At 61.0% G+C, this 22,157-nt stretch carries 16 protein-coding genes; 5 read left to right on the plus strand and 11 right to left on the minus strand.

Annotated elements, in window-relative coordinates:
- Positions 1–43 precede the first annotated feature (43 nt).
- The 3 genes from DTW90_RS19270 to DTW90_RS19280 all read left to right on the plus strand — a co-directional run bounded on the left by DTW90_RS19270 (position 44) and on the right by DTW90_RS19280 (position 3,254).
- Positions 44–1,519, plus strand: a complete 1,476-nt coding sequence (locus DTW90_RS19270) for a YcjX family protein (protein WP_149340251.1) — start codon at positions 44–46, stop codon at positions 1,517–1,519.
- Complete coding sequence (locus DTW90_RS19275; RefSeq protein ID WP_149340252.1) at positions 1,516–2,589, plus strand: TIGR01620 family protein; 1,074 nt, start codon at positions 1,516–1,518, stop codon at positions 2,587–2,589. The genes DTW90_RS19270 and DTW90_RS19275 overlap by 4 nt, the downstream gene beginning before the upstream one ends.
- 113 nt (positions 2,590–2,702) lie before the next feature.
- Positions 2,703–3,254, plus strand: coding sequence for a hypothetical protein (locus tag DTW90_RS19280; RefSeq protein WP_149340254.1), 552 nt, complete (start codon positions 2,703–2,705; stop codon positions 3,252–3,254).
- Positions 3,255–3,312: 58 nt separating this feature from the next.
- Here DTW90_RS19280 and folK read toward each other — a convergent pair whose 3' ends face one another.
- The 3 genes from folK to folP are packed head-to-tail and all read right to left on the minus strand — an operon-like array spanning position 3,313 to position 4,977.
- A complete protein-coding gene (folK, locus tag DTW90_RS19285) occupies positions 3,313–3,840 on the minus strand; it encodes a 2-amino-4-hydroxy-6-hydroxymethyldihydropteridine diphosphokinase (protein WP_281407580.1) in 528 nt (175 codons plus the stop codon).
- Complete coding sequence (gene folB, locus DTW90_RS19290) at positions 3,824–4,192, minus strand: dihydroneopterin aldolase (protein WP_132524168.1); 369 nt, start codon at positions 4,190–4,192, stop codon at positions 3,824–3,826. The genes folK and folB overlap by 17 nt, the downstream gene beginning before the upstream one ends.
- A complete protein-coding gene (gene folP, locus DTW90_RS19295; protein WP_149340462.1) occupies positions 4,189–4,977 on the minus strand; it encodes a dihydropteroate synthase in 789 nt (262 codons plus the stop codon). Before folP ends, folB begins: the two co-directional genes overlap by 4 nt.
- A 176-nt stretch (positions 4,978–5,153) precedes the next feature.
- On the opposite strand from folP, the gene DTW90_RS19300 reads away from it, so the two are divergent.
- Entirely contained in the window at positions 5,154–5,792 is a 639-nt protein-coding gene (locus tag DTW90_RS19300; RefSeq protein ID WP_149340256.1) for a DUF922 domain-containing protein, read from the plus strand.
- A 302-nt stretch (positions 5,793–6,094) separates the two neighbouring features.
- On the opposite strand, the gene DTW90_RS19305 is transcribed toward DTW90_RS19300, so the two are convergent.
- Both DTW90_RS19305 and DTW90_RS19310 read right to left on the minus strand, forming a co-directional pair.
- On the minus strand, positions 6,095–6,415 hold the full coding sequence (locus DTW90_RS19305; protein ID WP_149340258.1) for a 2Fe-2S iron-sulfur cluster-binding protein: 321 nt from the start codon (positions 6,413–6,415) through the stop codon (positions 6,095–6,097).
- 182 nt (positions 6,416–6,597) lie between these two features.
- A complete protein-coding gene (locus DTW90_RS19310; RefSeq protein ID WP_132524166.1) occupies positions 6,598–6,966 on the minus strand; it encodes an Hpt domain-containing protein in 369 nt (122 codons plus the stop codon).
- Positions 6,967–7,445: 479 nt separating this feature from the next.
- On the opposite strand from DTW90_RS19310, the gene DTW90_RS19315 reads away from it, so the two are divergent.
- Positions 7,446–14,249, plus strand: a complete 6,804-nt coding sequence (locus tag DTW90_RS19315; protein ID WP_149340260.1) for a hypothetical protein — start codon at positions 7,446–7,448, stop codon at positions 14,247–14,249.
- 112 nt (positions 14,250–14,361) lie between these two features.
- Here DTW90_RS19315 and DTW90_RS19320 read toward each other — a convergent pair whose 3' ends face one another.
- From DTW90_RS19320 to DTW90_RS19345, 6 genes are all read right to left on the minus strand, one after another.
- Positions 14,362–14,664: an RcnB family protein gene (locus tag DTW90_RS19320; protein ID WP_149340262.1), complete on the minus strand. Its 303-nt coding sequence runs from the start codon at positions 14,662–14,664 to the stop codon at positions 14,362–14,364.
- Between the two features lie 204 nt (positions 14,665–14,868).
- Positions 14,869–16,479: a glycoside hydrolase family 43 protein gene (locus tag DTW90_RS19325; protein WP_149340264.1), complete on the minus strand. Its 1,611-nt coding sequence runs from the start codon at positions 16,477–16,479 to the stop codon at positions 14,869–14,871.
- A 97-nt stretch (positions 16,480–16,576) separates the two neighbouring features.
- Positions 16,577–17,611, minus strand: a complete 1,035-nt coding sequence (gene mgrA / locus DTW90_RS19330; RefSeq protein WP_149340266.1) for an L-glyceraldehyde 3-phosphate reductase — start codon at positions 17,609–17,611, stop codon at positions 16,577–16,579.
- A 69-nt stretch (positions 17,612–17,680) separates the two neighbouring features.
- Positions 17,681–18,814 carry a Gfo/Idh/MocA family oxidoreductase gene (locus DTW90_RS19335; RefSeq protein WP_149340268.1) on the minus strand — a complete coding sequence of 378 codons (1,134 nt, stop codon included), beginning with the start codon at positions 18,812–18,814 and terminating at the stop codon, positions 17,681–17,683.
- 8 nt (positions 18,815–18,822) lie between these two features.
- Positions 18,823–19,584 carry a sugar phosphate isomerase/epimerase gene (locus DTW90_RS19340; protein ID WP_149340270.1) on the minus strand — a complete coding sequence of 254 codons (762 nt, stop codon included), beginning with the start codon at positions 19,582–19,584 and terminating at the stop codon, positions 18,823–18,825.
- A gap of 96 nt (positions 19,585–19,680) precedes the next feature.
- Complete coding sequence (locus DTW90_RS19345) at positions 19,681–22,137, minus strand: glycoside hydrolase family 2 protein (RefSeq protein ID WP_149340272.1); 2,457 nt, start codon at positions 22,135–22,137, stop codon at positions 19,681–19,683.
- Between the last annotated feature and the right edge of the window lie 20 nt (positions 22,138–22,157).

The following is a 22,157-nucleotide window of genomic DNA, read 5'->3' on the forward strand; positions in this document are numbered from 1 at the left end:
TCGCCTCCTATATGGTGGTTCAGTTGCCATCCGGGATCCCGCCTTGCCGCCAAGCCTGACATCCTTCACCGACGATGCGCTGATTGCCTTTGACAATCTGGCCGATCGTGCCGCCAGTCTCGTCAATCCGACGATCCGCCTCGGCGTGACCGGCCTGTCTCGATCAGGCAAGACGGTCTTCATCTCGTCGCTCGTGCACAACCTGCTGAATGGCGGGCGGCTTCCGCTCTTCGAGGCCGTGCAGTCCGGCCGGGTCTCATCCGTCCAGCTCGAGCCGCAACCGGACGACGCCGTACCGCGCTTCCAGTATGAGGACCATATTCGGGCGCTGGTGAAGGAGCGGATATGGCCGGATTCGACACGCGCCATTTCCGAGCTGCGCATCACGCTGCAATATCAAAGCGCCAGCGGCTGGAACCGGCTGTTCTCCCCGGGCCGGCTTTCGATTGATATCGTCGACTATCCCGGCGAATGGCTGCTCGACCTGCCGCTGCTTGGCAAGGATTACGGCACCTTCAGCGAGGAAACGCTGGCGCTGGCACAGACGGGCATCCGGGCAGAACTTTCCAGAGATTGGCTTGCCTTGACCGAGGCCACCGATATCGACAAGCCGGCCGACGAGATGCAGGCCCGTGACCTCTCCCAGGCCTTCACCGCCTATCTTCGCGCCTGCAAATCGGACGAACGCTCCCTGTCCACCCTCCCGCCTGGGCGCTTCCTCCTGCCCGGCGATCTGGACGGTTCGCCGGCCCTCACCTTCGCTCCGCTCATTCCCCCCAAGGACGGACATCCATCGAGGGGTTCGCTCTGGGCAATGATGGAGCGGCGCTACGAAGCCTACAAAGCTGTCGTGGTAAAGCCCTTCTTCCGTGAGCACTTCGCCCGCCTCGATCGGCAGATCGTCCTCGTCGATGCGCTGCAGGCGATCAATCGCGGCCCTGAAGCCGTGCAGGACCTGGAGCGGGCGTTGACCGACGTGCTTGCCTGTTTCAGGCCCGGAACCAATTCGCTCCTCTCCTCCCTCCTCGGCCGCCGCATCGACCGTGTCCTGGTTGCCGCAACCAAGGCGGATCATCTGCATCACGAAAGCCATGACCGGCTGGAGGCGCTGACCCGGCGCCTGGTCGATCGCGCAATCGAGAGGATCGGCATGGCCGGTGCCGGCATCGACGTCATGGCCCTCGCCTCGGTCAGGGCAACGCGCGAGGCGACGGTGCAGCGGGACGGCCACACGCTGCCGGTCATCGTCGGCACGCCGATGGATAGGGAAACGATCGGCGACGAGACTTTCGATGGTCTTCGCAAGACGGCGATCTTTCCCGGCGACCTGCCGGAAAATCCGAAGTGGCTGTTCGAAGCGCTTGAATCGAACCCCGCCAATGTCCACCTGCCTGACGTAAACGTGGTCCGTTTCAGGCCGCCGGAACTGGATGAAACGGGTGGCGGCATCAAGCTCTCGGTTCCGCATATTCGCCTCGACCGTGCCATGCAGTTTCTTTTCGGAGATCGTCTCGCATGACGCCAAAGCCGGACGATCCCAGCAAGCCGATCCGCCGTCCCGCAGCTTTTTCGATCGAACCCGAAGAACGCAGCAGCACGGCAGACAGGCCGGAGATGCGACGAAAGCCGCAAAGCTTCGACACGGATTTCGCCCTGACGCCCGAAGAGGAAGACCCTTTCCTCAATCCCGAACTGGCGGCCGAAGAACGGGCTATCGCAACCGTCGCTCCGCGCCGCCGGCGCTTCTCCTTTGCAAAGGTCGCGGCCGGCGCCTTCGGCATCCTGTTTTCGCTGGCTGTCGGTCTCTGGACGGATTGGCTGATCCGCGATCTCTTCAGTCGTGCCGATTGGCTGGGCTATGCGGCGCTGACGGTGCTTGCAATCGGCATCCTGGCCGTTCTCGGAATCGTCATCCGCGAAACGGCAGGCATGATGCGCCTTGCCGCCGTTCAAACCATCAAGGCCGAAGCAGAGGCGGCGTCTATCGAGATCCGGCCTGCTCGAGCAAGGGCTCTCGTCCAGCGGCTGACAACCCTGCTGGCCGGCAAGCCGGAAACGGCCAAGGGGCGCGCAACCCTGAAAGCAACCGAGGGCGATATCATCGACCCACCGCAGCTTATCGCGCTTGCCGAACGGGAGCTGCTGAGCCCCCTCGATCGCCAGGCCCGCGCACTGATCCTCGGCGCGTCGAAACGCGTTTCGGTCGTGACAGCCGTCAGCCCCCGCGCCATCGTCGACCTTCTCTACGTCCTCTACGAGTCGGCGCGACTGGTCCGCGCGATCGCCGACCTCTATGGCGGCCGCCCAGGAACGCTTGGCATGCTTCGCCTCATGCGCGACGTGCTTGCCCATCTTGCCGTGACCGGCTCGATTGCAGTCGGCGACAGCATCGTGCAGCAGATCCTCGGCCATGGACTGGCGTCCAAGCTCTCGGCAAGACTAGGAGAAGGCATGGTTAACGGCCTGATGACGGCGCGCATCGGCATTGCAGCGATGGATCTTTGCCGCCCCTTGCCCTTCAAGTCATTGAAACGGCCCGGCATTACCGATTTCATCGGCGATCTCACGCCGGGCATGAACGGCCGCTGACAAGGCGAAACGACCCGAAACGAGCGGTTTTGCGACGCCTGGAAACCAAGCGTTAACCATTCTGCGGCAAAACTAAAACTCAGTTTCCGGTTTCTTTTCGCCAAGGAAAGCTCATGTTCTCGCGCCAGTTTATTATTGTTTGCGGCCTCGCCGCCGCGGCCCTGTCCCTTGGCGCATGGTCGCAATCGGCAAGTGCAGCCTCTCGTGACAAGGCCTTTTTTCAATCGGTGTCCGGCGCATGGCGCGGCCCGGGTGAAATCGTTGCCGGCAAATACAAGGGCACCAAGTTCACCTGCAACCTGACGGGCCAGCCGGTTGCCGGCGACAACGCCGGCGTGAAGCTCGACGGCACCTGCCGCGTCGGCGTTTTCCAGCAGCCCATGTCAGCCGAAATCACCCAGCAGGGCGGCACCTACAAGGGCAAGTTTCTCGACGGCGCAGCCGGAAAGGGACTTGATGTGACATCAGGAACCGTCAACGACAATACCGTCGTGATCGGCCTGAACCGTCAAAAGCTGAACGGCGCCATGATCGCCCGTGTTCAGGACAACAAATCTATGAACATCACCATCTCGGTCAAGGTCGAAGAGCAGATGGTGCCAGTCATCGGCCTGACCCTGACACGTCAGAACGTCGACGAAATGGCCGTTGGCTCGATCCAATAAGATACTTCAGAAATTCTGGACGGTTGAGCGGCTGGGAGTAATTTCCGGCCGCTCTTCTTTAGGGGCGTCGCCACCAATCCGGGCTTTCGTCGGCAATCTCGATTCCGGAGGTATCGACTTCGGCAAGCCATTCCGAAACCAAACGTCCATTGACCGCTAGATACGCCGCAACATCCGCAAGCGGCAAAAGGACGAAACCACGCTCGGTCATACGCGGATGCGGAATTTGCAGGTTCGAGGCATCGGATTCGACTTCACCATAAGTCAGGATATCGATGTCGAGCGTCCGAGGCCCCCAGCGTTCGACACGCACCCGCTTCATCTCGCGTTCGATGTCGAGGCACGCCTCCAGCAGCGCATCCGGCGTAAGCGACGTCTTCACCGCCGCACAGGAATTGTAGAAGAAGGATTGGTCCGTCTTGCCCCAGGGCGGCGTGCGATAGAGGCGCGAGACCGCAATCACGTGACAATCGCCACGCTCATCCAGCATTTTCAGTGCTGCGGCCATGGCATGAATGGGATCTCCGACATTGCCTCCGAGGCCAAGCGTGGCAGTGACCGCACCGATATCAGGCGAAATGCTCAATGCTCACCTGTACATAGTCGAGAACGCCGGGTACGGGCGCATTCGGCTTGCGGACCGTGATCTTCGCACGGCGAATCTGCGGAAACCGATTGCAGAGTTCCTTGGCGACATCCAGTGCCAAAGCCTCGATCAGATAGCGTCGCTTTCCGGTGACAATCTCTTCGATGACGGTGAAAGCCAGCCCATAATTGACGGTAGCGTCGATGGAATCGTTTTCCAGCGCATCGCCGGCGACAACGTCCAGCTCAGCGTCTACGAAAAAGCGCTGGCCGAGAAACTCCTCCTCGTCAAGCACGCCATGGCGAGCAAAGAAGGCGCAGTTCTGCAAGGTGATCGTATACATGCCGGTCATGATGTCTTTCCGCCTGTTTTTGCGCCTGTTTCGAGAATAGCATCAGCGACTGCCAGAGCATCCCTGTTGATTGCGACATTGTGCACGCGAAAAACCGCGGCCCCCTTGAGCCGCAGGATTGCGTTGCTTGCGGCCGTCGCCACATCCCGGTCTGCGGCGTCACGCCCGCTTGCCGCGCCGATGAAGCGTTTGCGCGACGTTCCGGCAAGCAGCGGCAAGCCAAAGCGGTGCAGCTCTTCGAAACGGACTATGAGCTCGAGGTTCTCAGCGGTGTCTTTCGCGAAACCGAAACCCGGATCGAGCAATATGTTCTGGCGATTGACGCCGGATGCGGATGCGATCTCCAGCGAACACGTCAGAAACCGCATCTGGTCATCGATCACATCCGCAAGCTTCTGGCGCTCCCGACCCGTATGCATGATGCAGAGCCCGGCGCCGGTCTGCGCCGCAAGCGATGCGATATCCGGCTCGCGCTGCAGGCCGAACACGTCGTTGATGATATGGGCCCCGGCTCCGACCGCGAGACGCGCCGTATCGGCGCGATAGGTATCGACGGAGATCAGTGCCTCTGTCCTGCCCCTCAAAGCTTCGATGACCGGCAGTATCCGGCCCTGCTCCTCGGTCGCCGTCACGGCCTCCGCGCCCGGCTTGGTCGACTCGCCGCCGATATCGATGATGGCCGCACCTTCGTCCGCGCAGGCAAGTGCATGGGCAACGGCGGCATCAACAGCCTCGAACCGCCCGCCGTCCGAAAAGGAATCGGGCGTCACGTTGACGATCGCCATGATCACGCTGCGCGCGCCGAGATCGAGGCTGCGTCCATGCGCGACATGCCAACTATGGCCGCGAGGCTCCGTCACGAAATGTCCATCCCATTGAAATACAAAATACAGCGCCTGATATTGCGCTCGCAGTGGCTATGCCGCAAGCTCTGGCAAAGTTCAACCTGGTTACCTCACGAATGCTTTTCGCATCCCCTACGGCGCGCGCCGCGCTCGCCGCCCTCCTGCTGTTCGGAACCTGTGGTTCGGCAACCGCCAAGGTGGTCTACGGAAAATCCGTCTCTTATTTCGACATCGAGGGCAATACCGCAGACGATCTCGATGCGGCGCTCAACGCGCGCGGACCGACGACCATGGGTGCCAGCAGCAGACATCCCGGCGCAACGCGCATTCGCTTTGGCGGTCAGGCAACCTATGTGGAGAAAAACGGTCGCTGCTACATCGGAGGCGCCCGCGTCACCGTCAATGTCGAGATCATCCTGCCGCGCTGGCGTGATCGCAGTCACGCCGACAAGCAGCTTTCAATGGTCTGGGACACGCTTTCAGCCGATATGAGGCGCCATGAGGAGCGGCATGCGGAGATCGCCCGCGAGCACGCGCGCGCAATGGAAAAAGCCATCATCAACCTGCCGCCGGCCCCTGATTGCGATGCGTTGCAGGCCCGAGTCGATGCCGAATCAGCACGCTCAATCGAGGAACACGACCGGGATCAAGCCCGTTTCGACATGATCGAGGCTGCCAATTTCCAGAACCGCATCCAAAGGCTGATGAGCTACCATAAAAAGCTCAAGGGAAGAAAAGCTGAGCAACCACAGTAATTTAGCAATTTTTCCCATAAATATTGGTGGGAAATAAACTGTGCGAAACTTGTCACAATGCCGGCTAATAACACCGTGACCTTACCTTTGAACTTTACGAAAGCATCAAATAAGGTTCTTCTAATTCAAAGTGCATCGACGGGCGTTTCGAGTTTGTTTCCCTGGGTTCTCCTGGCGCATCCTGAAGCCGCAGACGCTTCCTCCCTCGCCTGTTGGTGATGCGCCCGCCTTGCCTCGCTCATCGCGATATGCAGAGCGAGGCTTTTTTTGTCAGCACCAAATATGATTGGTTTCGGCAGGCTTTACGCCTGCCGCTCCGGAACATGCACGGTAAGCCCGTCAAGCGCAGCACTCAACTTGATCTGACAGGAAAGCCGCGAGCTCGGGCGTACGTCGAAGGCGAAGTCGAGCATGTCCTCCTCCATCGGCGCAGGCGGACCGACCCTTTCGACCCAGTCTTCATCTACATAGACATGACAGGTCGCACAGGCACACGCGCCGCCGCACTCCGCCTCGATGCCCGGCACCGAGTTGCGAACGGCATTTTCCATGACCGTCGAGCCTTCGTCGGCATCAAGGTCGAAACGTGTGCCGTCAAAGGCGACGATGGTCAATTTAGTCATGATGGATTCCGGTATCGTGAATTAGAGAAGCTCCAGGATTTTCCTTCCAACAATTCCCATGGGCAGTCAACATTGCAGCCCAACGAAACAGGGCCGGCATCAAGCCGACCCAGTGTCACTCTATTGAGGAAAAAGATCCCGTCTGCCGTTCCGGCCCGGCATATGTGACGGGCTCGGCACGCTCAGCGCGAAAGCTTGAGAATGAAATTCTCCGCGTCGACCACTGCGGCGCCGACTGCAGCCATGCATGCTGCGTCGCCGACGCGATCTTCGAACGCGTTCGCGGCCTCGGCTACCTTGAATGCGCCGACTGCGCTCGCAGCGCCCTTCAGCCGATGTGCGCCGGCCTTGGCCTTCTCGGCGCTGCCGCTGCCGATCTCCTGCAGGCAGGCGCGTGCCTGCCGGGCAAACATATGAAGCACTTCGACTTCCAGCACCTTGTCGCCCATCGTTTGCTTGGCGAGGTGGACGAGGTCGATCGGACGCTCTCTCGACGGACCCGTTCCGCGCGAATTGTCCGGAGCTTCAAACGCAATATTCAGTGCTGCCATTTGCCAATTCTCCCATTTATGTTCTTGTGGGCTTGCTGCATCCTTGCGGCCTCGGCATGGCAATCCCGTTAAATTCCGGAACATACGTAGCGTCAATTTGATCGTATGGTTAACGACCGTTAAACATGTCTAATTTATCTGTTTTTCAGCAATGCATTGATTTAAAAGATGTTAACAACCGCTTAATGCGCCCGGCGCGCGGGCGTTCCTATAATTGTAAGCGCATTGGGAATGTGTCACTACGATACGAGTACATTGGGTTGATGGTGCCCGTCTTTGCCCGATGAGTGGATGATGGTAATGTTTTGATACCAAACGCTTGATAAAGCAGGCATCCGCTCTGAACATAAGGAATATCCGCTATCCCAAATGGGGGATGGCGGATGGTCTTGAAGGCGATGACGATCCATTCCGGAAGCAGGCGGATTTCCGGGAAGGCATTGCAGGCCAGACCGAGTTTAGTAACGAGGCGTAACCGTATGGCGAACAACAAGTACAGCGAGTCGATCGAAGACAAGGCCTTCAAGGCTTTGGATGAGGCTTTGCAGATCGACTTCAGCGAAGAAGGCATACAGTCACGCACCGGTCAGACGCCCGGCGCCACGGAGGCAAAATTGTCTGAGCCATCGAATGCCCGCGCCAAACAGGCTCAAGAAGAAGCGGCGCGCCGAGCCGCCGCAGCAAAGGCAGCCGCGGCAAATCGCGGCGCTGACGCCCCCAAGACGCCGACCTTCGCGCCGGCCAACGACGCCAACCGCATAAGCTCCGCCTCCATTCTGAAATCGATCGATGCCCGCACGACAAGCAAGGCCATCCGAAATGCAACGATCTTCTCGCTGCTCTGGATTGTCGGCGGCGTCGGCCTCATCTCCCTGCTCTATTCGCCACAGATCTGGCAGATCCGTTCCACCGCGGACCTCCTCGCCCTCCCCGGCGTCATTGCCTGCGTGGTCGGTATCGTCGTTCCCGTCCTTCTCTTCTACGCCTTCGCCGTCATGATCGCCCGCGCCCAGGACATGCGCAACGCCGCCCGCTCCATGGCGGAAGTGGCATTGCGCCTTGCCGAGCCGGAAACGATTGCCTCCGAACGCATCATGACGGTCGGCCAGGCTGTTCGTCGCGAAGTCTCTGCCATGAACGAAGGCATCGAGCGCACCATCGCCCGCGCGACGGAACTCGAAACGCTGGTTCATTCCGAAGTCAACGCGCTAGAACGCAGCTATACGGACAACGAATTGCGCGTTCGCGGACTGGTCCATGAGCTCGGCGCGGAACGTGACGCGATCGTCAATCACGCTGAACGCATCCGTTCTTCGATCTCGGGTGTCCACGATCAGATCAAGGAAGATCTGTCGCTCGCGACGGAAGAGATCGCCGTACGGCTGGCGACCTCGGGCGAAGCCTTCGCCTCGATGATCGACACCCGTGCCGCCACGCTCATGGAGAAGTCGGATTCCGCGGTCCAGGCTCTGGGCTCGCTGCTGGCGGCCAAGACCGAGAGCCTGCTCAAGGGCATCAATGCGTCAGGCGCTGCGCTGAATGAGGAATTCGATCTCAGGCTGGAAACTCTTTCGACGACCCTGTCGGATCGTGGCAGCAAGCTCCTCAGCCAGTTTGAAACCCGGGCGTCCACCATGGATGCCAATACGGAAAAGCTGAACGCGGCCCTCAATGATCGCGCCCGCCAGCTCAACGAAATCCTCATTGCGCGGACGCGTGAGATCAACGAGAGCCTTACCGGCGGCGAGCGCAAGATCACCGGCACGCTCGGCGACGTTCTTGCCAAGCTCAACAGCTCCCTTGACGAAAAGGGCGCGAGCTTCCGCCAGAGCCTGCAGACGACGGCTGACGAAGCCATCATGGATTTGGACCTGCGCTCGGGCTTCTTCGAAGAGCGCTTGCAGACAACGGTTGCGCAACTCTCCACCACGTTCGATGAACGGGTATCGGAATTCACCGACGCCTTCGACAAGCGCGCCGGAACGCTCGACAGCAAGCTCATGGAAAGCCTGGCCCGCATCAACCAGACGCTGTCCGGCGGTTCGGATGCCATCGACGGCATTCTCAATTCCAGCATCGACCGCATCGGCTCCTCGCTGACCGACCAGTCCTTCGCGCTTGCGACGGCATTGGCAACCGGCCAGGAAGTCATGGAAAGCGCGCTTGGATCGAGGGCCGAAGAGATCACTGCCGCTCTGCGCAGCAGCACGAACGAGTTCACCTCCGCGCTGTCGGACGCCAAGGCCGAGATGTCGTCCTCGCTTACCAGCGGCACCCGCGAACTGAATGAGGCTCTTGCCTCGCGTTCGGGCGAATTCACCTCCGCTCTGCGATCCGCAACGCAGGAAGTTTCCAGCGCATTGTCCGTCGGAACGCAGGAGTTGCACTCCGCCTTTGCCGGCCGTTCTGGCGAGCTTGCCGACACACTGGCCGCACGCTCCGGCGAACTGACGCATGCGCTTCGTTCGGCAACATCGGAGATTTCGTCCGCGCTCTCCAGCGGCACGAACGAGCTGACCGCTGCATTTGTCGGCCGCGCCGGCGAACTTAATGACACGCTGTCGTCGCGCACCGGCGAAATCACCGGCGCGCTGACCTCCGCCCACGAGCGCATCGATGCCGTCATGGCCGAGCGCAGCAGTGCACTTTTCGGCGCCCTGTCCGACAACCAGTCCCGTTTCGAGGAAGCGCTCTCCGGCCGCTCGGACGCCATCATCAATGCGGTTTCCGATGGCCATGATCGCCTTACGGAAGCGCTCGACGAGAGGACGATGGCGCTCGCCATTTCGCTTTCGGACACCCAGTCACGCCTCGAAGATACGCTCGCGAGCCGCGTCGAGGCGATTACCGGCACTGTTGCATCAACGCATGATCGCCTGGCAGAGACGATGGATGACAAGACGATGGCGCTTGCCGTCGCCCTCTCCGACACTCAGTCCCGCCTTGAGCATACGCTCGCCAGCAACGCCGAGGCCATTACCAATGCCGTCGGCACCGCGCATGACCGCTTGGCGGACACGATGGACGACAAGACGATGGCGCTCGCCGTCGCCCTGTCCGACACCCAATCCCGCCTTGAAGACACGCTCACGAGCCGGCTCGAAGCCATCACCGGCACCGTTGGCTCGGTACACGATCGCCTGGCGGACACGATGGACGACAAGACGATGGCGCTCGCCATCGCTCTATCAGACACTCAATCCCGTCTCGAAGACACGCTCGCGGGCCGGGTCGAGGCCATCACTGGCGCCGTAGCATCTACGCATGAACGCCTGGCAGAAACGATGGATGACAAGACGATGGCGCTCGCCGTCGCCCTCTCCAACACCCAATCCCGTCTCGAAGACACGCTCGCCGGTCGGGTCGAGGCCATTACCGATGCGGTGTCCTCCACTCACGACCGCCTCACCGGCGCACTGGATGAAGGAACGCGCAGGCTCACTGCCTCTCTTTCCGACGGCCATGCTCGACTGGATCAAACGCTTGCGGGCCGCGTGGAGGCAATCGCCGATATCGTCGGCAACAGCCATATCCGCCTGGGCGACGCACTCGACGAGAAAACCATGGCGCTCGCCATATCGCTCGACGAGAGCCACGGCCGCTTCGACAGCGCGCTTGAGGCCCGCACGAACACGATGCTTGATAGCGTCGCTGGCGCAGAAGACCGCATTGCCAACTCGTTCGGCAATAAGGCAGAGGCGATCCGCTCTGCCTATTCCGACAATCAGGAGCGCCTGGACCGTTCGCTGAGCGCCCACACCGAAACGCTGTCAGGCATCATCAATGCCGGCGGAGATCGCATCGAGAACGCCATCGGCGGCTCCGCTGCCCGCGTCGAGAATGCCCTTTCCGACACGACCCGCCGTATCGAGAGCACGCTCGACACCGGCCTGTCGCAGATGGACGAAAGCCTCGCATCGGCCCACGAGCGCCTCCGTTCGACGCTAGAGGATCGCAGCAATGCGATCAACCTCACGCTGCGGGACGCCCATACCCAGCTCGACAACACGCTGTCGGATCAGGCGACCACCATCGGCACCTCGATCGCGACAAGCGTCAGCATGCTGGAAATGTCGCTCGAGGATCGCGAAGCTGCGATCCGCAATTCGATCGATAACAGTGCCCGCGCCCTTGAAGACCGTCTTCGCGACAGCACGAGTGACATTGCAGGCCGCTTCCGCGATGTTGCCGGCGACATCTCTCGCTCGGCGGAGACATTCTCGGCCCATCTCGATCAATCGATCGACGGCATGACCAGCCGCTTCTCGGAAACGAGCTCTCGCCTCGAAACCAGCCTCTCCGCGCTGGAAAATCGTATCCACGGAAGTGCGGATGCGGTCACGGAACAGGTCGATGCGGTAAGCAACCGCCTGTCCGAGCGGCTGAGCGGTGGAGCGTCGCAGATCGACCGCGCTGGCAGCGACGCTGCCGCTCGTCTCATCGACTCCATCGACAATCGCTCCACGACGCTGACGAATGCAATCGACAGCCGTGCCACGACGCTGGCAAGCGCGATCGAAGGTCGCACTGCAATCCTCACGGATGTGATGGACAAGGGCAGCGCCCATATCGAAGAGCGTCTGTCGACCATGGACCGCGCGCTCACTGTCGGCCTGGAAGCGGTCAACCGCACGATCGAAGGCAAGGCGACCAACCTTGCCTCCACGCTGCGCACCGCCGTCGCAGACGCCGCCCAGGGCATGGACAGCGAGGCAGTCCGCACCGCCGAACTGCTCGCGCAGACCGGCCAGCAGTTTGCGGACGACCTTAGCGGACGCGGCGAAGCCTTTGCCCGCACCATGAACGAGCGCTCCGAAGACATTGTCAATCGCGTTGCGGAAACGCAGAACCGGCTTGCAAGCCAGGCGGCAGCTGTTGCCCAGACCTTCTCGGAGGCCGGGAACGCGATCGTCAACAAGGTGTCCGAGGCAGAAGGCCTTGTCGGAAACCAGGTCAAGGTCATCTCCCAGACGCTTCAGGAAGCCGAGCAGTCGCTGGAAGCACGCAGCGCCTCGATCCGCACGACGCTCAGCGGCAGCAGCGAGAATATCAAGGCAACCATGGGCCAGGTCGAGCGCGCCCTCGAGGAGCGCGGCAATGCGATCCGTGCGGGCCTCGAAGATCGCGTTCGCGAGATCGATGCGACGCTGGCGGATGTCGACAAGGCTCTGGAAGCCCGCGGAACCTCGATTCGCTCCGCCCTGGACGATCGCACCCGCGAACTGAACTCGATGCTGGCCGGTCGCACCAGCGAGCTTTCCCGCCTCATCGAGGAAAAGGCTCGCCCCGTTCTCGACCGCTATGCGGAAACGGGAGCGGAAGCGGCAGAGCGGATCTCGACCGCCGCCCAGGAAGCCGCGGATCGCCTGCGCGCCGAAAATGCAGCACTCGTCAACGCGATCACCTCGCGCACGAACGACACGCTCGCCGCCATCACGGCACGGGCCGAGAATGCCGCCAATACCGTCAACGCCCTCGAAAACAGCCTGCTTGCCAACGTCAACGGCATCATCGAGCGGCTGGCTGAAAACAACTCGACGATCGTCGGCATGCTGAACCAGGCTTCGGCGGAATTGTCGGCGGTCGACAGCCGCCTCGGCTCGACGACGACGCGTTTCGCCGAATCCGCAAACCGGGCCGCGGACATGGTGTCGGCATCGACCCGCCTGCTCGAAGGCAAGGTCGACAAGCTCTCGGAGGTCTCCGGCCACACGCTGGCGCAGGTCGGCGGCATCATCGGTCATTTCGACGAGCATTCGAAAGTTCTCTCGCAGGCCTCTCAGCTGCTCGGCGCAGCCCAGTCGAACCTGGTCTCCACGCTCGAGGAACGCGAATCCGCGCTGCGCGGCCTCGCTGTCGGGCTGGTCCAGCGCTCGGAAGAAATCGAGACGACGATGCGCGCGCTCGGCAGCATGGTCGAAGGCGCCTTTGACCGTGCCGAACAGCGCTCGACACAGGTCACTGGCAATCTCCGCCAGAGCGTCCAGGCATCCTTCTCGGATATCGGCCGCGTGCTCTCGGAAGCCGAACAGCGTGCCCAGAACACCGCCGAAAGCATGCGCGATGCGCTGACCAAGGCCGGTGAGGACGCCAACAAGACGATCGAGGGTACGTTTGCCAATGCGGAGCGCCGCTCCGGTGAACTCACCAACCGTCTCCGCGGTGGCCTCACGGCATCGCTGTCTGAGGTCGAGCGTGTGCTTGCCGAAGCCGGCAAGACCTCCGACAACGCCGCGCAGAACCTGCGCAACACGTTGAGCGAGGCAGTCGAGGATGCGATCGGACGCTTCTCCGGTGCGACCGAAGAGATCCGCCGCTCGGCGGGCGATATTCGCAGGGAACTGGACATGACGCGCAGCGAACTGAAGCGCGGCGCGTTCGATCTGCCCGAGGAAGCCAAGGAAAGCGCAGCCGCGATGCGTCGCGCCGTTGCAGAGCAGATCAAGGCCCTGCAGGACATTTCGCAGATCGTCGGCAAGTCGGCGCAGCAGCTCGAAATATCCGAGCCGGTGGCACGCACGCTCGCAAGCGCGCAGCCCGCCCCTCGCCAGCCTGCGCCCGCTCCGCAGCCGGCACCTGTCCCGCAGCCGCCGATTGCTCAGCAACCGGCTCCGCAGGTCACGGCACAGCGTCCTGCTGCTCCTCAGCCGGCACCGCAACCCGCTCCTGCTCCAGCACCGGTCCGGCAGCCGCAGCAGCCCGCCGATACGCTCGGCCTGCGTGGCTCGATCTCGCCTGAACGTCAAGCTCCTCAGCAGCCCCGCGCTGTCGAGCCCCAGGCTCCTGCGCGCCAGGAAAATGTCGGCGGCGGCTGGATCAGCGATCTTCTCCGCGGCGCTTCCCGCGAGGATGCGCCCGATGCCCCGGCGGCCCGCCCGGCTGCGCCACGCGCCCCGGAAGCCGCAGCGCCTCGCGCCAACGACAGCCGCAACCCGCGTCACGTGGTCGAATCGCTGAACTCACTTTCGGTCGATATCGCCCGTGCCATCGATCACGATGCATCGGTTGAGCTGTGGCGGCGCTACCAGCGTGGCGAACGCGATGTCTTCACCCGTCGCCTCTACACGCTGAAGGGCCAGCAGACCTTCGACGAGATCAAGCGCAAGTACGACCGCGAGCCGGAATTCCGCACCGCCGTCGATCGCTACATTGCCGATTTCGAGAAGCTGCTGACGGACGTTGCCCGCACCGATCGCGACAAGACGATCACGCAATCCTACCTGACCTCCGATACCGGCAAGGTCTATACGATGCTGGCCCACGCTGCCGGTCGCTTCAGCTAAACGCAGCAGCCGGTCAGAGAAACGAAAAATCCCCGGTCATGCCGGGGATTTTTCGTTTCTGGCTGTTGGCTCCCTTGAGGATCAGCCTGCCGCAACCTTCAGATACTGACGATCAATGAGCGTCGAGAACCTTCGAAATCAGGCCGCTGGTGCTGCCGATCAGCAGGAAGTTGTTGTCGATACGAACCCAGCGATAGCCATGCGGCGGGGTCGACAGGTGATAGCGGCGGTAGTTGATCGAAACGGCGCGGCGGCGGTCGTTGGCCGAAATCCGGTGGCCGCGAGCCCAGCTGCCTTTCTTGACGACGGCTTTGTGGGTCTCGTGATACTGCGGAGCGGCACTTGCTTCCGTCGCGAAGGCAACCGGAGTGGCAAGAACAGACGCTGTCAGAAGAATGGAGAGCAGTTTTTTCATTGAGTGTTTCCTCGGGTTGAGCACAGCTTGAAACTACTCAGATAAAGATGAATCGAGACTGAAACTCATATTAAAGTTTTGTAATAGGAATAGACATTTAGCAGACATCGCTAAATCACCAAATCAGGAATTTTTTAATGGTTTTATCTTCCTTCACCGGGGATATCCTTTAGACATCTCCCGGTGAAGGAGCCGGACCGAATTTTAAAGTTCGTCGTAATTGAACCAATCGAAATCCGCGATCTTCGCTCGGCCCGATGTATCGAAGGCGAACATGCCGGCAAAAGCGCCGGTGAACGAGCCATGTTCGCCGCGCCCGCCTTCATCGGATATCACGCCCGCATCGAGCACAGGACCGATGGGCTCCCAGGCGCCCATGCCTTCGGCCTGCCAGAAAAACTGGAGATCATTCTCGTGCACTTCCATGGACAGCTGGATGCGGCCATCGGGAACGGCGACACCTGGCCCGGCCGGGAAAGTCAGGCGGCCGTTCGGATAGTCGCCTGCGCAGGACATGATGGTGACGCAACGTCCAAGCCTTTCGTGCAGCGTTACCGCAATGGCATGCAGCTTGAAGCGATTGTAGTAATGCGTCAGGCCTGCGACCTGCTGATAGGTATCGGGCTCGAACTCGACGACCGTTTCTGCGCGAAAACTGTGATGCTCCTGCCGGCGGGCAACCAGCGACTGCTCGAACCATGAGCCGATGCTTTCTCGCGCGAACAGCCGCAGGTGACCCGGACGCGCTGTCACGCTGAAGATGCGATCCGGCTCCGGCGTGCGCAACCACTGAAAATCAGCGGGCAGCTTGCCCTCATCGAAGTTGTAGCCGGAGCGCCGAGCCCTATCGAACGGCATGGCACCAAACAACCCGGGAACCTCTACGTCAGGAACGACGGTGCCGTTCTCGAGATAGAGCCAATCGTCTTCCTTCCAGACGCATTTCTGAAGACTGGTCTCGCGACCGAGCGTGCAACGCCGGTGCGGCGGCATGGGACGGCCGCAGAGATGCGTGTGATAGAACTGGCCATCGGCAGTCTCCACGTATTGCCCATGCCCGGCCCGCTGCAGGACGGCGTCAGGATGATCCTTTGATGTGATCAGATATTTGTTGGGATGCAGCTCATACGGCCCGTCGATGTTGCGGGAGCGTGCCATGGTGACGGCGTGATCATAGCCCGTCCCGCCTTCCGCCGTGGTCAGGTAATACCAGCCATTGCGCTTGAAGAGATGCGGCCCTTCCACGAGACCGAGATCGGTGCCCGAAAAGATATTCCTGATCGGCCCCTTGAGCGTCCCCGTCTTTGCATCCCATTCCTGCAGCAGGATACCATCGAAGGCCGGCGTCTTCGGCGAGCCGCCGTAGCTCTCGGTGCGATGGTTCCATTGCATGTTGACGAACCATTTGCGGCCGTCTTCATCGTGGAAGAGCGAGGGGTCGAAGCCGGACGAATTCACGTAGACGGGGTCCGACCATTCGCCCTCGATGGTCGCGGCGGTCACGATATAGTTGTGCGCATCCTTGAAGTTGCCGTCGTAGCGCTTCACGTCGGTGTAGACGAGCCAGAAACGACCATCGGCATAGGACAGGCACGGAGCCCAGATGCCGCAGCTGTCGGGCTCGCCTCGCATGTCGAGCTGCGCCTTGCGCTCCAGCGGTCGACGCACCAGCGTCCAGTTCACCAGATCGCGCGAGTGATGGATCTGCACGCCGGGATACCATTCGAAGGTGGAAGTCGCGATGTAATAGTCATCGCCGACGCGGCAGATCGACGGATCGGGATTGAAGCCCGGCAATATCGGGTTGCGGATCATGGCAGCCACCTCCTCCAAACGGCCTGTACGAGCTGCGGCACGTACATCAAGATTATATCAGAAAAAGGCCCGGCTGTTCCCAGCCGGGCCTTCCAGTTTACTTGTCGAGTTCGGCCGACCTGGCCCAGAGATTAATGTCAGCCTCCTTGGCGAAGACATCGATCTGCTTCAGCTCTTCGGCCGTGAACTCGAGATTGTCGAGCGCCCTGACGCAATCGACGATCTGCGACGAGCGGCTGGCGCCGATCAGCGCCGACGTCACGCGGCCGCCGCGCAGAACCCAGGCGATCGCCATTTGCGCCAACGTCTGGCCGCGCTTCTCGGCGATCTCGTTCAGCTTACGGATATTGTCGATGATCGAAGGGCGGATGAAGTCCTTCTTGAGGAAGTGGTTCTGCGCCGCGCGGCTGTCTTCAGGAATGCCACCGAGATACTTGGTGGACAGCATGCCCTGCGCCAGCGGCGAGAACACGATCGAGCCCATGCCGACTTCATCAAGCGTATCGAGCAGCTTGTCATCCTCGACCCAGCGGTTGAGCATGGAATAGCTGGGCTGGTGGATCAGGCAAGGCGTGCCGAGATCGTTCAGGATCGCGGCGGCTTCGCGCGTGCGCTGCGAATTGTAAGACGAGATGCCGACATAAAGCGCGCGGCCGGAACGGACGATATGATCGAGCGCGCCGCAGGTCTCTTCCAGCGGGGTGTCCGGATCGAAACGGTGCGAATAGAAGATATCGACATAGTCGAGGCCCATGCGCTTCAGGCTCTGGTCACAGGAGGCGATCAGATACTTGCGGCTGCCCCACTCGCCGTAGGGACCCGGCCACATGTCGTAACCGGCCTTGGAGGAGATGATCAGCTCTTCGCGCAACCCGGCGAAATCTGTGCGCAGGATTTCGCCGAACGCCGTTTCAGCGGAGCCGGGAGGCGGGCCGTAATTGTTGGCGAGGTCGAAATGGGTGATGCCGAGGTCGAAGGCCGTGCGGCACATGTCGACCTTGCGGTCATGCGGGGTGTCGCCGCCGAAATTGTGCCAGAGGCCGAGCGAAACGGCCGGCAACTTCAGGCCGGAACGGCCTGTGCGGTTATATTTCATCTTCGAATAACGATCTTCAGCCGGTTGCCAAGCCATAATTCAATTCCTTTTCACAATGAAACGCGCGGGCTCTTCACCCGCGCGGGACAATAGCTTTTCAAGCGCCTACTTCAAGAGCGCCTGTGCTTCTTCGATACCAAGCGCGGCCGGCTGTGTGCAGGTCGTCGTCAGGTCGATGAAGCGGTTCTCCGCGCCGGACTTCAGGATCGACGTCATGACGTCGACGCCATGCAGCGTGCGGTCGAGCGAGCAACGCGCATCGCGGCCCCCGATCAGCGACATGGCCATATCAGCAAGGCCGGCTGTACGATAATTGGCGCGCGGACCGTTCGGGCTCTCCTGGTTGGATTTGCCGAAAGGATGGTCCCAGCCACTCAGCGGCTTGATGTCCTTGTCCTTGCCGCTCGCCTCGACGGTGCCGCCGAAGAAGTTCGGGTCGGGCACGTAGAGCGAACCTTCGGTGCCGTAGAGCTCCATATTGGCGTGGCGATGAGACCAGACATCCCAGCTTGCCGTCAGCGTGACCGTCGCGCCGCTGACGAATTCCAGCAGCGCCTGGATCGTCGTCGGGGTCTTGACCGGGATTTTTTCGCCGTTGCGCGGCTGGCTGGTGATGGTGCGGGTTTCCGATGCCATCGAGGTCATGGCGCCGACGCGCTTTACCGGGCCGATAAGGTTGATCAGGTTGGCGATATAATAGGGCCCAAGATCGAGGATCGGTCCGCCACCCGGCAGGAAGAAGAAGTCCGGATTGGGGTGCCACATCTCCATGCCCGGGCTCATGACGTAGCAGGCGCCCGAGGTAATACGGCCGATATGTCCTTCGTCGACATATTTGCGGGCGAGTTGATGCGCGCCGCCGAGGAAGGTATCGGGCGCGCAGCCGACGGCTAGGCCCTTTTCCTTGGCGATCCGCCGCAGTTCCTCGCCCTGCTCAAGCGAGAGAACCAGCGGCTTTTCCGAGTAGACATGCTTGCCGGCTTCGAGAATACGCTTGGAAACCGGGAAGTGCGCGTCCGGGATCGTCAGGTTGACGATGACGTCGAGCTCGTCATTGGCGAGCAGATCGTCGATCGTCTGCGCCTTGACGCCGTATTCCTCGGCTCGAAGCTCCGCCGCATTCATGTTGATGTCGGCGCAGGCGAGCACCTTCAATCCCTTGAAGAGCGGTGACAGCGAAAAATAGGTGGTGGAGATGTTGCCGCATCCGATGATGCCGACGCCAAGTTCCTTGGTCATGATACGCCTCAATAGGTCTTGAAGGATGCGATGGAGCGGGTGATCAGGCGGTCGACATCGCTCGGGTTGTCGTGTTCGAGGACGAAGTGCTTGGCCTTGGTGTTGCGCAGAACGGGCATCAGCTTTGCCCACTGAACGGTGCCATGGCCGAGATCGGCCCAGCCGTCCTCATTCTTGTTTTCGCCAGCCGGTGCGATGTCCTTGACATGGACGGCCGTGATGCGGGAGCCGAGCTTCTCGATCCAGGCGAAGGGATCGGCGCCACCGCGGATGACCCAGGCGATATCTGCTTCCCAGGAAATATCGGGCGCGCCTTCGAATATGCGTTCGATCGGCAGCGAGCCATCGGCAAGCTTCACGAATTCGAAGTCATGATTGTGCCAGCCGAACTCATAGCCCGCGTCCTTGTAGGGCTTGCTCATCTCCTGCAGCCGCTTACCGAAAGCGAGCCAGCCTGCCCCATCCGTCGGGCGCTGATCGGCGGCCAGATGCGGCGCATAGATCGAATCCATGCCAAGGATCTTGGCGATCTGCAGCGACTTCTGAACTTCCTTATCGAGGAAATCGGGGCTGAAATGGCCGCTCGCCATGACAAGCCCGTTCTTGTCGAGATCGGCGCGCAGGCTCTTGAGGCCCGCCTCGTCGAGATCGGCATAGATGCCGCCGAAACCTTCGACCTCCTTGTAGCCGGCCTTGCCGAGCTTCACGAAAATATCGGCGTAAGGCTGGAAATTGCGCGCGCTATAAAGCTGAAAACCAAGTGCAGTCATGACATCTCCTCCATCGGCCCAAGGGCCCCTCTTATGCGGATCGGCGGTGCGCCACCGATCCAGACCATGCCGTCGATGACGACAGGACAAGTGAAATCAGTCTACCGATTGGCAGGACTGAAGGTCGTAGAAGCGAAATTCCGGAAGCTTGCCGCGTTCAAAAGGCGTCGTAGGCGTAAAGACGATCCGGCGGCTCTCGCCGGCGGCAAGATCGAAGGCGTTGTCGGAATAGCGTCCCTCGATTTCGGTTTCGATCATCACGAACAGCGCCAATCCCTGCGACGTCACGGTGATTTCGACCGTTCCGTCCCCCTCCACTTCCTCATGCAGGACCTCAAGGCCCGCCGGCTCCAACTCCAGCGCCTTATAGGTACCATTGACGAAGTGGCCCTGCCCACCCATCCCGTTCGATGCGGTAAAATGCCACGCGAGCAGATGGCCCTCCGGCACCTCTGACGCATCGATCGTGAGTGCCGTGCAGGCAGCATCCGGGGAGCACACGGCCTGCACGGTCCTGAGCGACGTACGCTTGCCCTTCATGTCGATGAGCGAGACGGCCAGATCGACGCTGATATCGTGGAACGTATCGTTGACCAGCGAGAAACGGATTTTCGAATTGTCCTCCGACGGGATCGCCGCGATAGCGACCGGCTGGAAGAAACGCTTGACGAGGTAATGCATAGCCTTCCAGCGACCGCCGTAATCGAGGCTGGACCAGGACGCAACCGGCCATGTGTCGTTGAGCTGCCAATAGATCGTGCCCATGCAATGCGGCTTTAGCGAGCGCCAGTATTCGACCGCCGACTTGATCGCGAGCCCCTGCTGGATCTGGCTGAGATAGACGAAATTCGGGAAATCCTTCGGGAAGCGGAAATAGCGGAACATCGTGCCGGCAATGCGCTCATTGCCGCCGGCGTTCTTCTGGTGCAGCTCCATGACCGGCGATGCGATATTCATATCCTTCGGATCGGCATATGTCTTCAGGACCGGAAGCGACGTGTAGGACTGGAAGCCGAATTCCGAGCAGAAGCGCGGCCGCACCGTCCGATAGTTGTCGAACGACTTGTTCTCGTGCCAGACCGACCAGTAGTGCATATCGCCGGAGCCATCGGCATGCCAGGCATCGCCGAAATCGAGATAGCCCGACGCCGGGCTCGACGGCCACCAGATACCGTCGGGCGCCGCCTTCTTCATCGCAACCTCGATCGTGCGGTTCAGCCGGTCGTAGGAGACGAGGTAACGGTCGCGATCCTTCCGGGACTCCTCGAACCAGGTCAGCGCCCCAACCAGCTCGTTGTCGCCGCACCACAGAACGATCGACGGATGGGTGGCTAGACGCCGGGTCTGATAGGCGACCTCCGCCTCGACATTCTCCAGAAAATCGCTGGTAGAGGGATAGAGGTTGCAGGCGAACATGAAGTCCTGCCAGACCATCAGGCCCAGCCGGTCGCACATGTCGTAAAACCAGTCGTGCTCGTAGAAGCCGCCGCCCCAGACGCGGATCATGTTCATATTGGCCGCGACGGCCGACTGCAGCAGATCCTCGGTCTTGTCGGGACTGGAACGGGAATAGAGCGCATCCGCCGGAATCCAGTTGGCGCCGCGGCAGAAGATCTCGCGGCCGTTGATCTTGAAGGCAAAGCGGCTGCCGGGTTCGTCCTTGTCGATGATCAGCTCGACGGTACGAAGGCCGATCCGGCGAACTTCGGTCTGCGAGGGCAATTCGACCGAAAGCATGTAGAGCGCCTGCTCGCCGCTGCCTGCCGGCCACCAAAGTTTCGGCTTCTCGATATGAAAGACGTGCGTGACAGGCGTTTCGCCGGCATGGACACCGACATCCAGCCGCACCCGCTCTTCGCCGAGCGTGAAATAGAGCTGCGCGATCCCCTGGGTCTTTGCGAAAAGGCTCGCCGTCACGGCCAGGTCGACCGTGCCGTCCTCGTTATGAAACTGCCGCGTGGCGATGTGCTCGATCCGCGCGGTTTCCAGCTTCTTCAGCGCGATCGTGCCGTAGAGCCCGAGCGGCGCAATGGCGATGTTCCAATCCCAGCCGAAATGGCATTGCGGCTTGCGCAGCATGTTGCCATCAGGGATCGGCGAATTGCCGGGATTGTAGGGAATATAGAAGGGCTGCTTAGCCTGCAGGGCAGCACCCGCCCGGATGCTGGAATGCAGCATGATGCGGATGGTGTTTTCCCCAATCTTCAATGCCTTGGAGACATCAGGGCGATAGCGCTGGAAGCAATTGTTTCCTTCGAGAACGACCGCGCCGTTGATCGATACTGTTGCAACGGTATCGAGATAGTCGACGTCGAGGTACCAGTCGCCGCTGATGTCATCGAGGAAGAAGCTGCGGGTCAGCACCCAGTCCTGCTTGGCGACCCATTGCACGACCTCCTCGTTCCGGCCGAAATAGGGATCCGGAATGAGTTCGGCGGCATGAAGTGCCGAATGTACATCGCCCGGCACAGCCATGGACGCCGAATGGTCACTCTCAGGTGACGTGAGCTGCCATGAGCCCGCAAGATCGACGAAATTGTTGGAAACAGGCACCGCTTAACTCCTCCCGCATT

It is taken from the genome of Neorhizobium sp. P12A (assembly GCF_008365395.1).
In the GTDB taxonomy this organism is placed as follows: Bacteria; Pseudomonadota; Alphaproteobacteria; order Rhizobiales; family Rhizobiaceae; genus Rhizobium.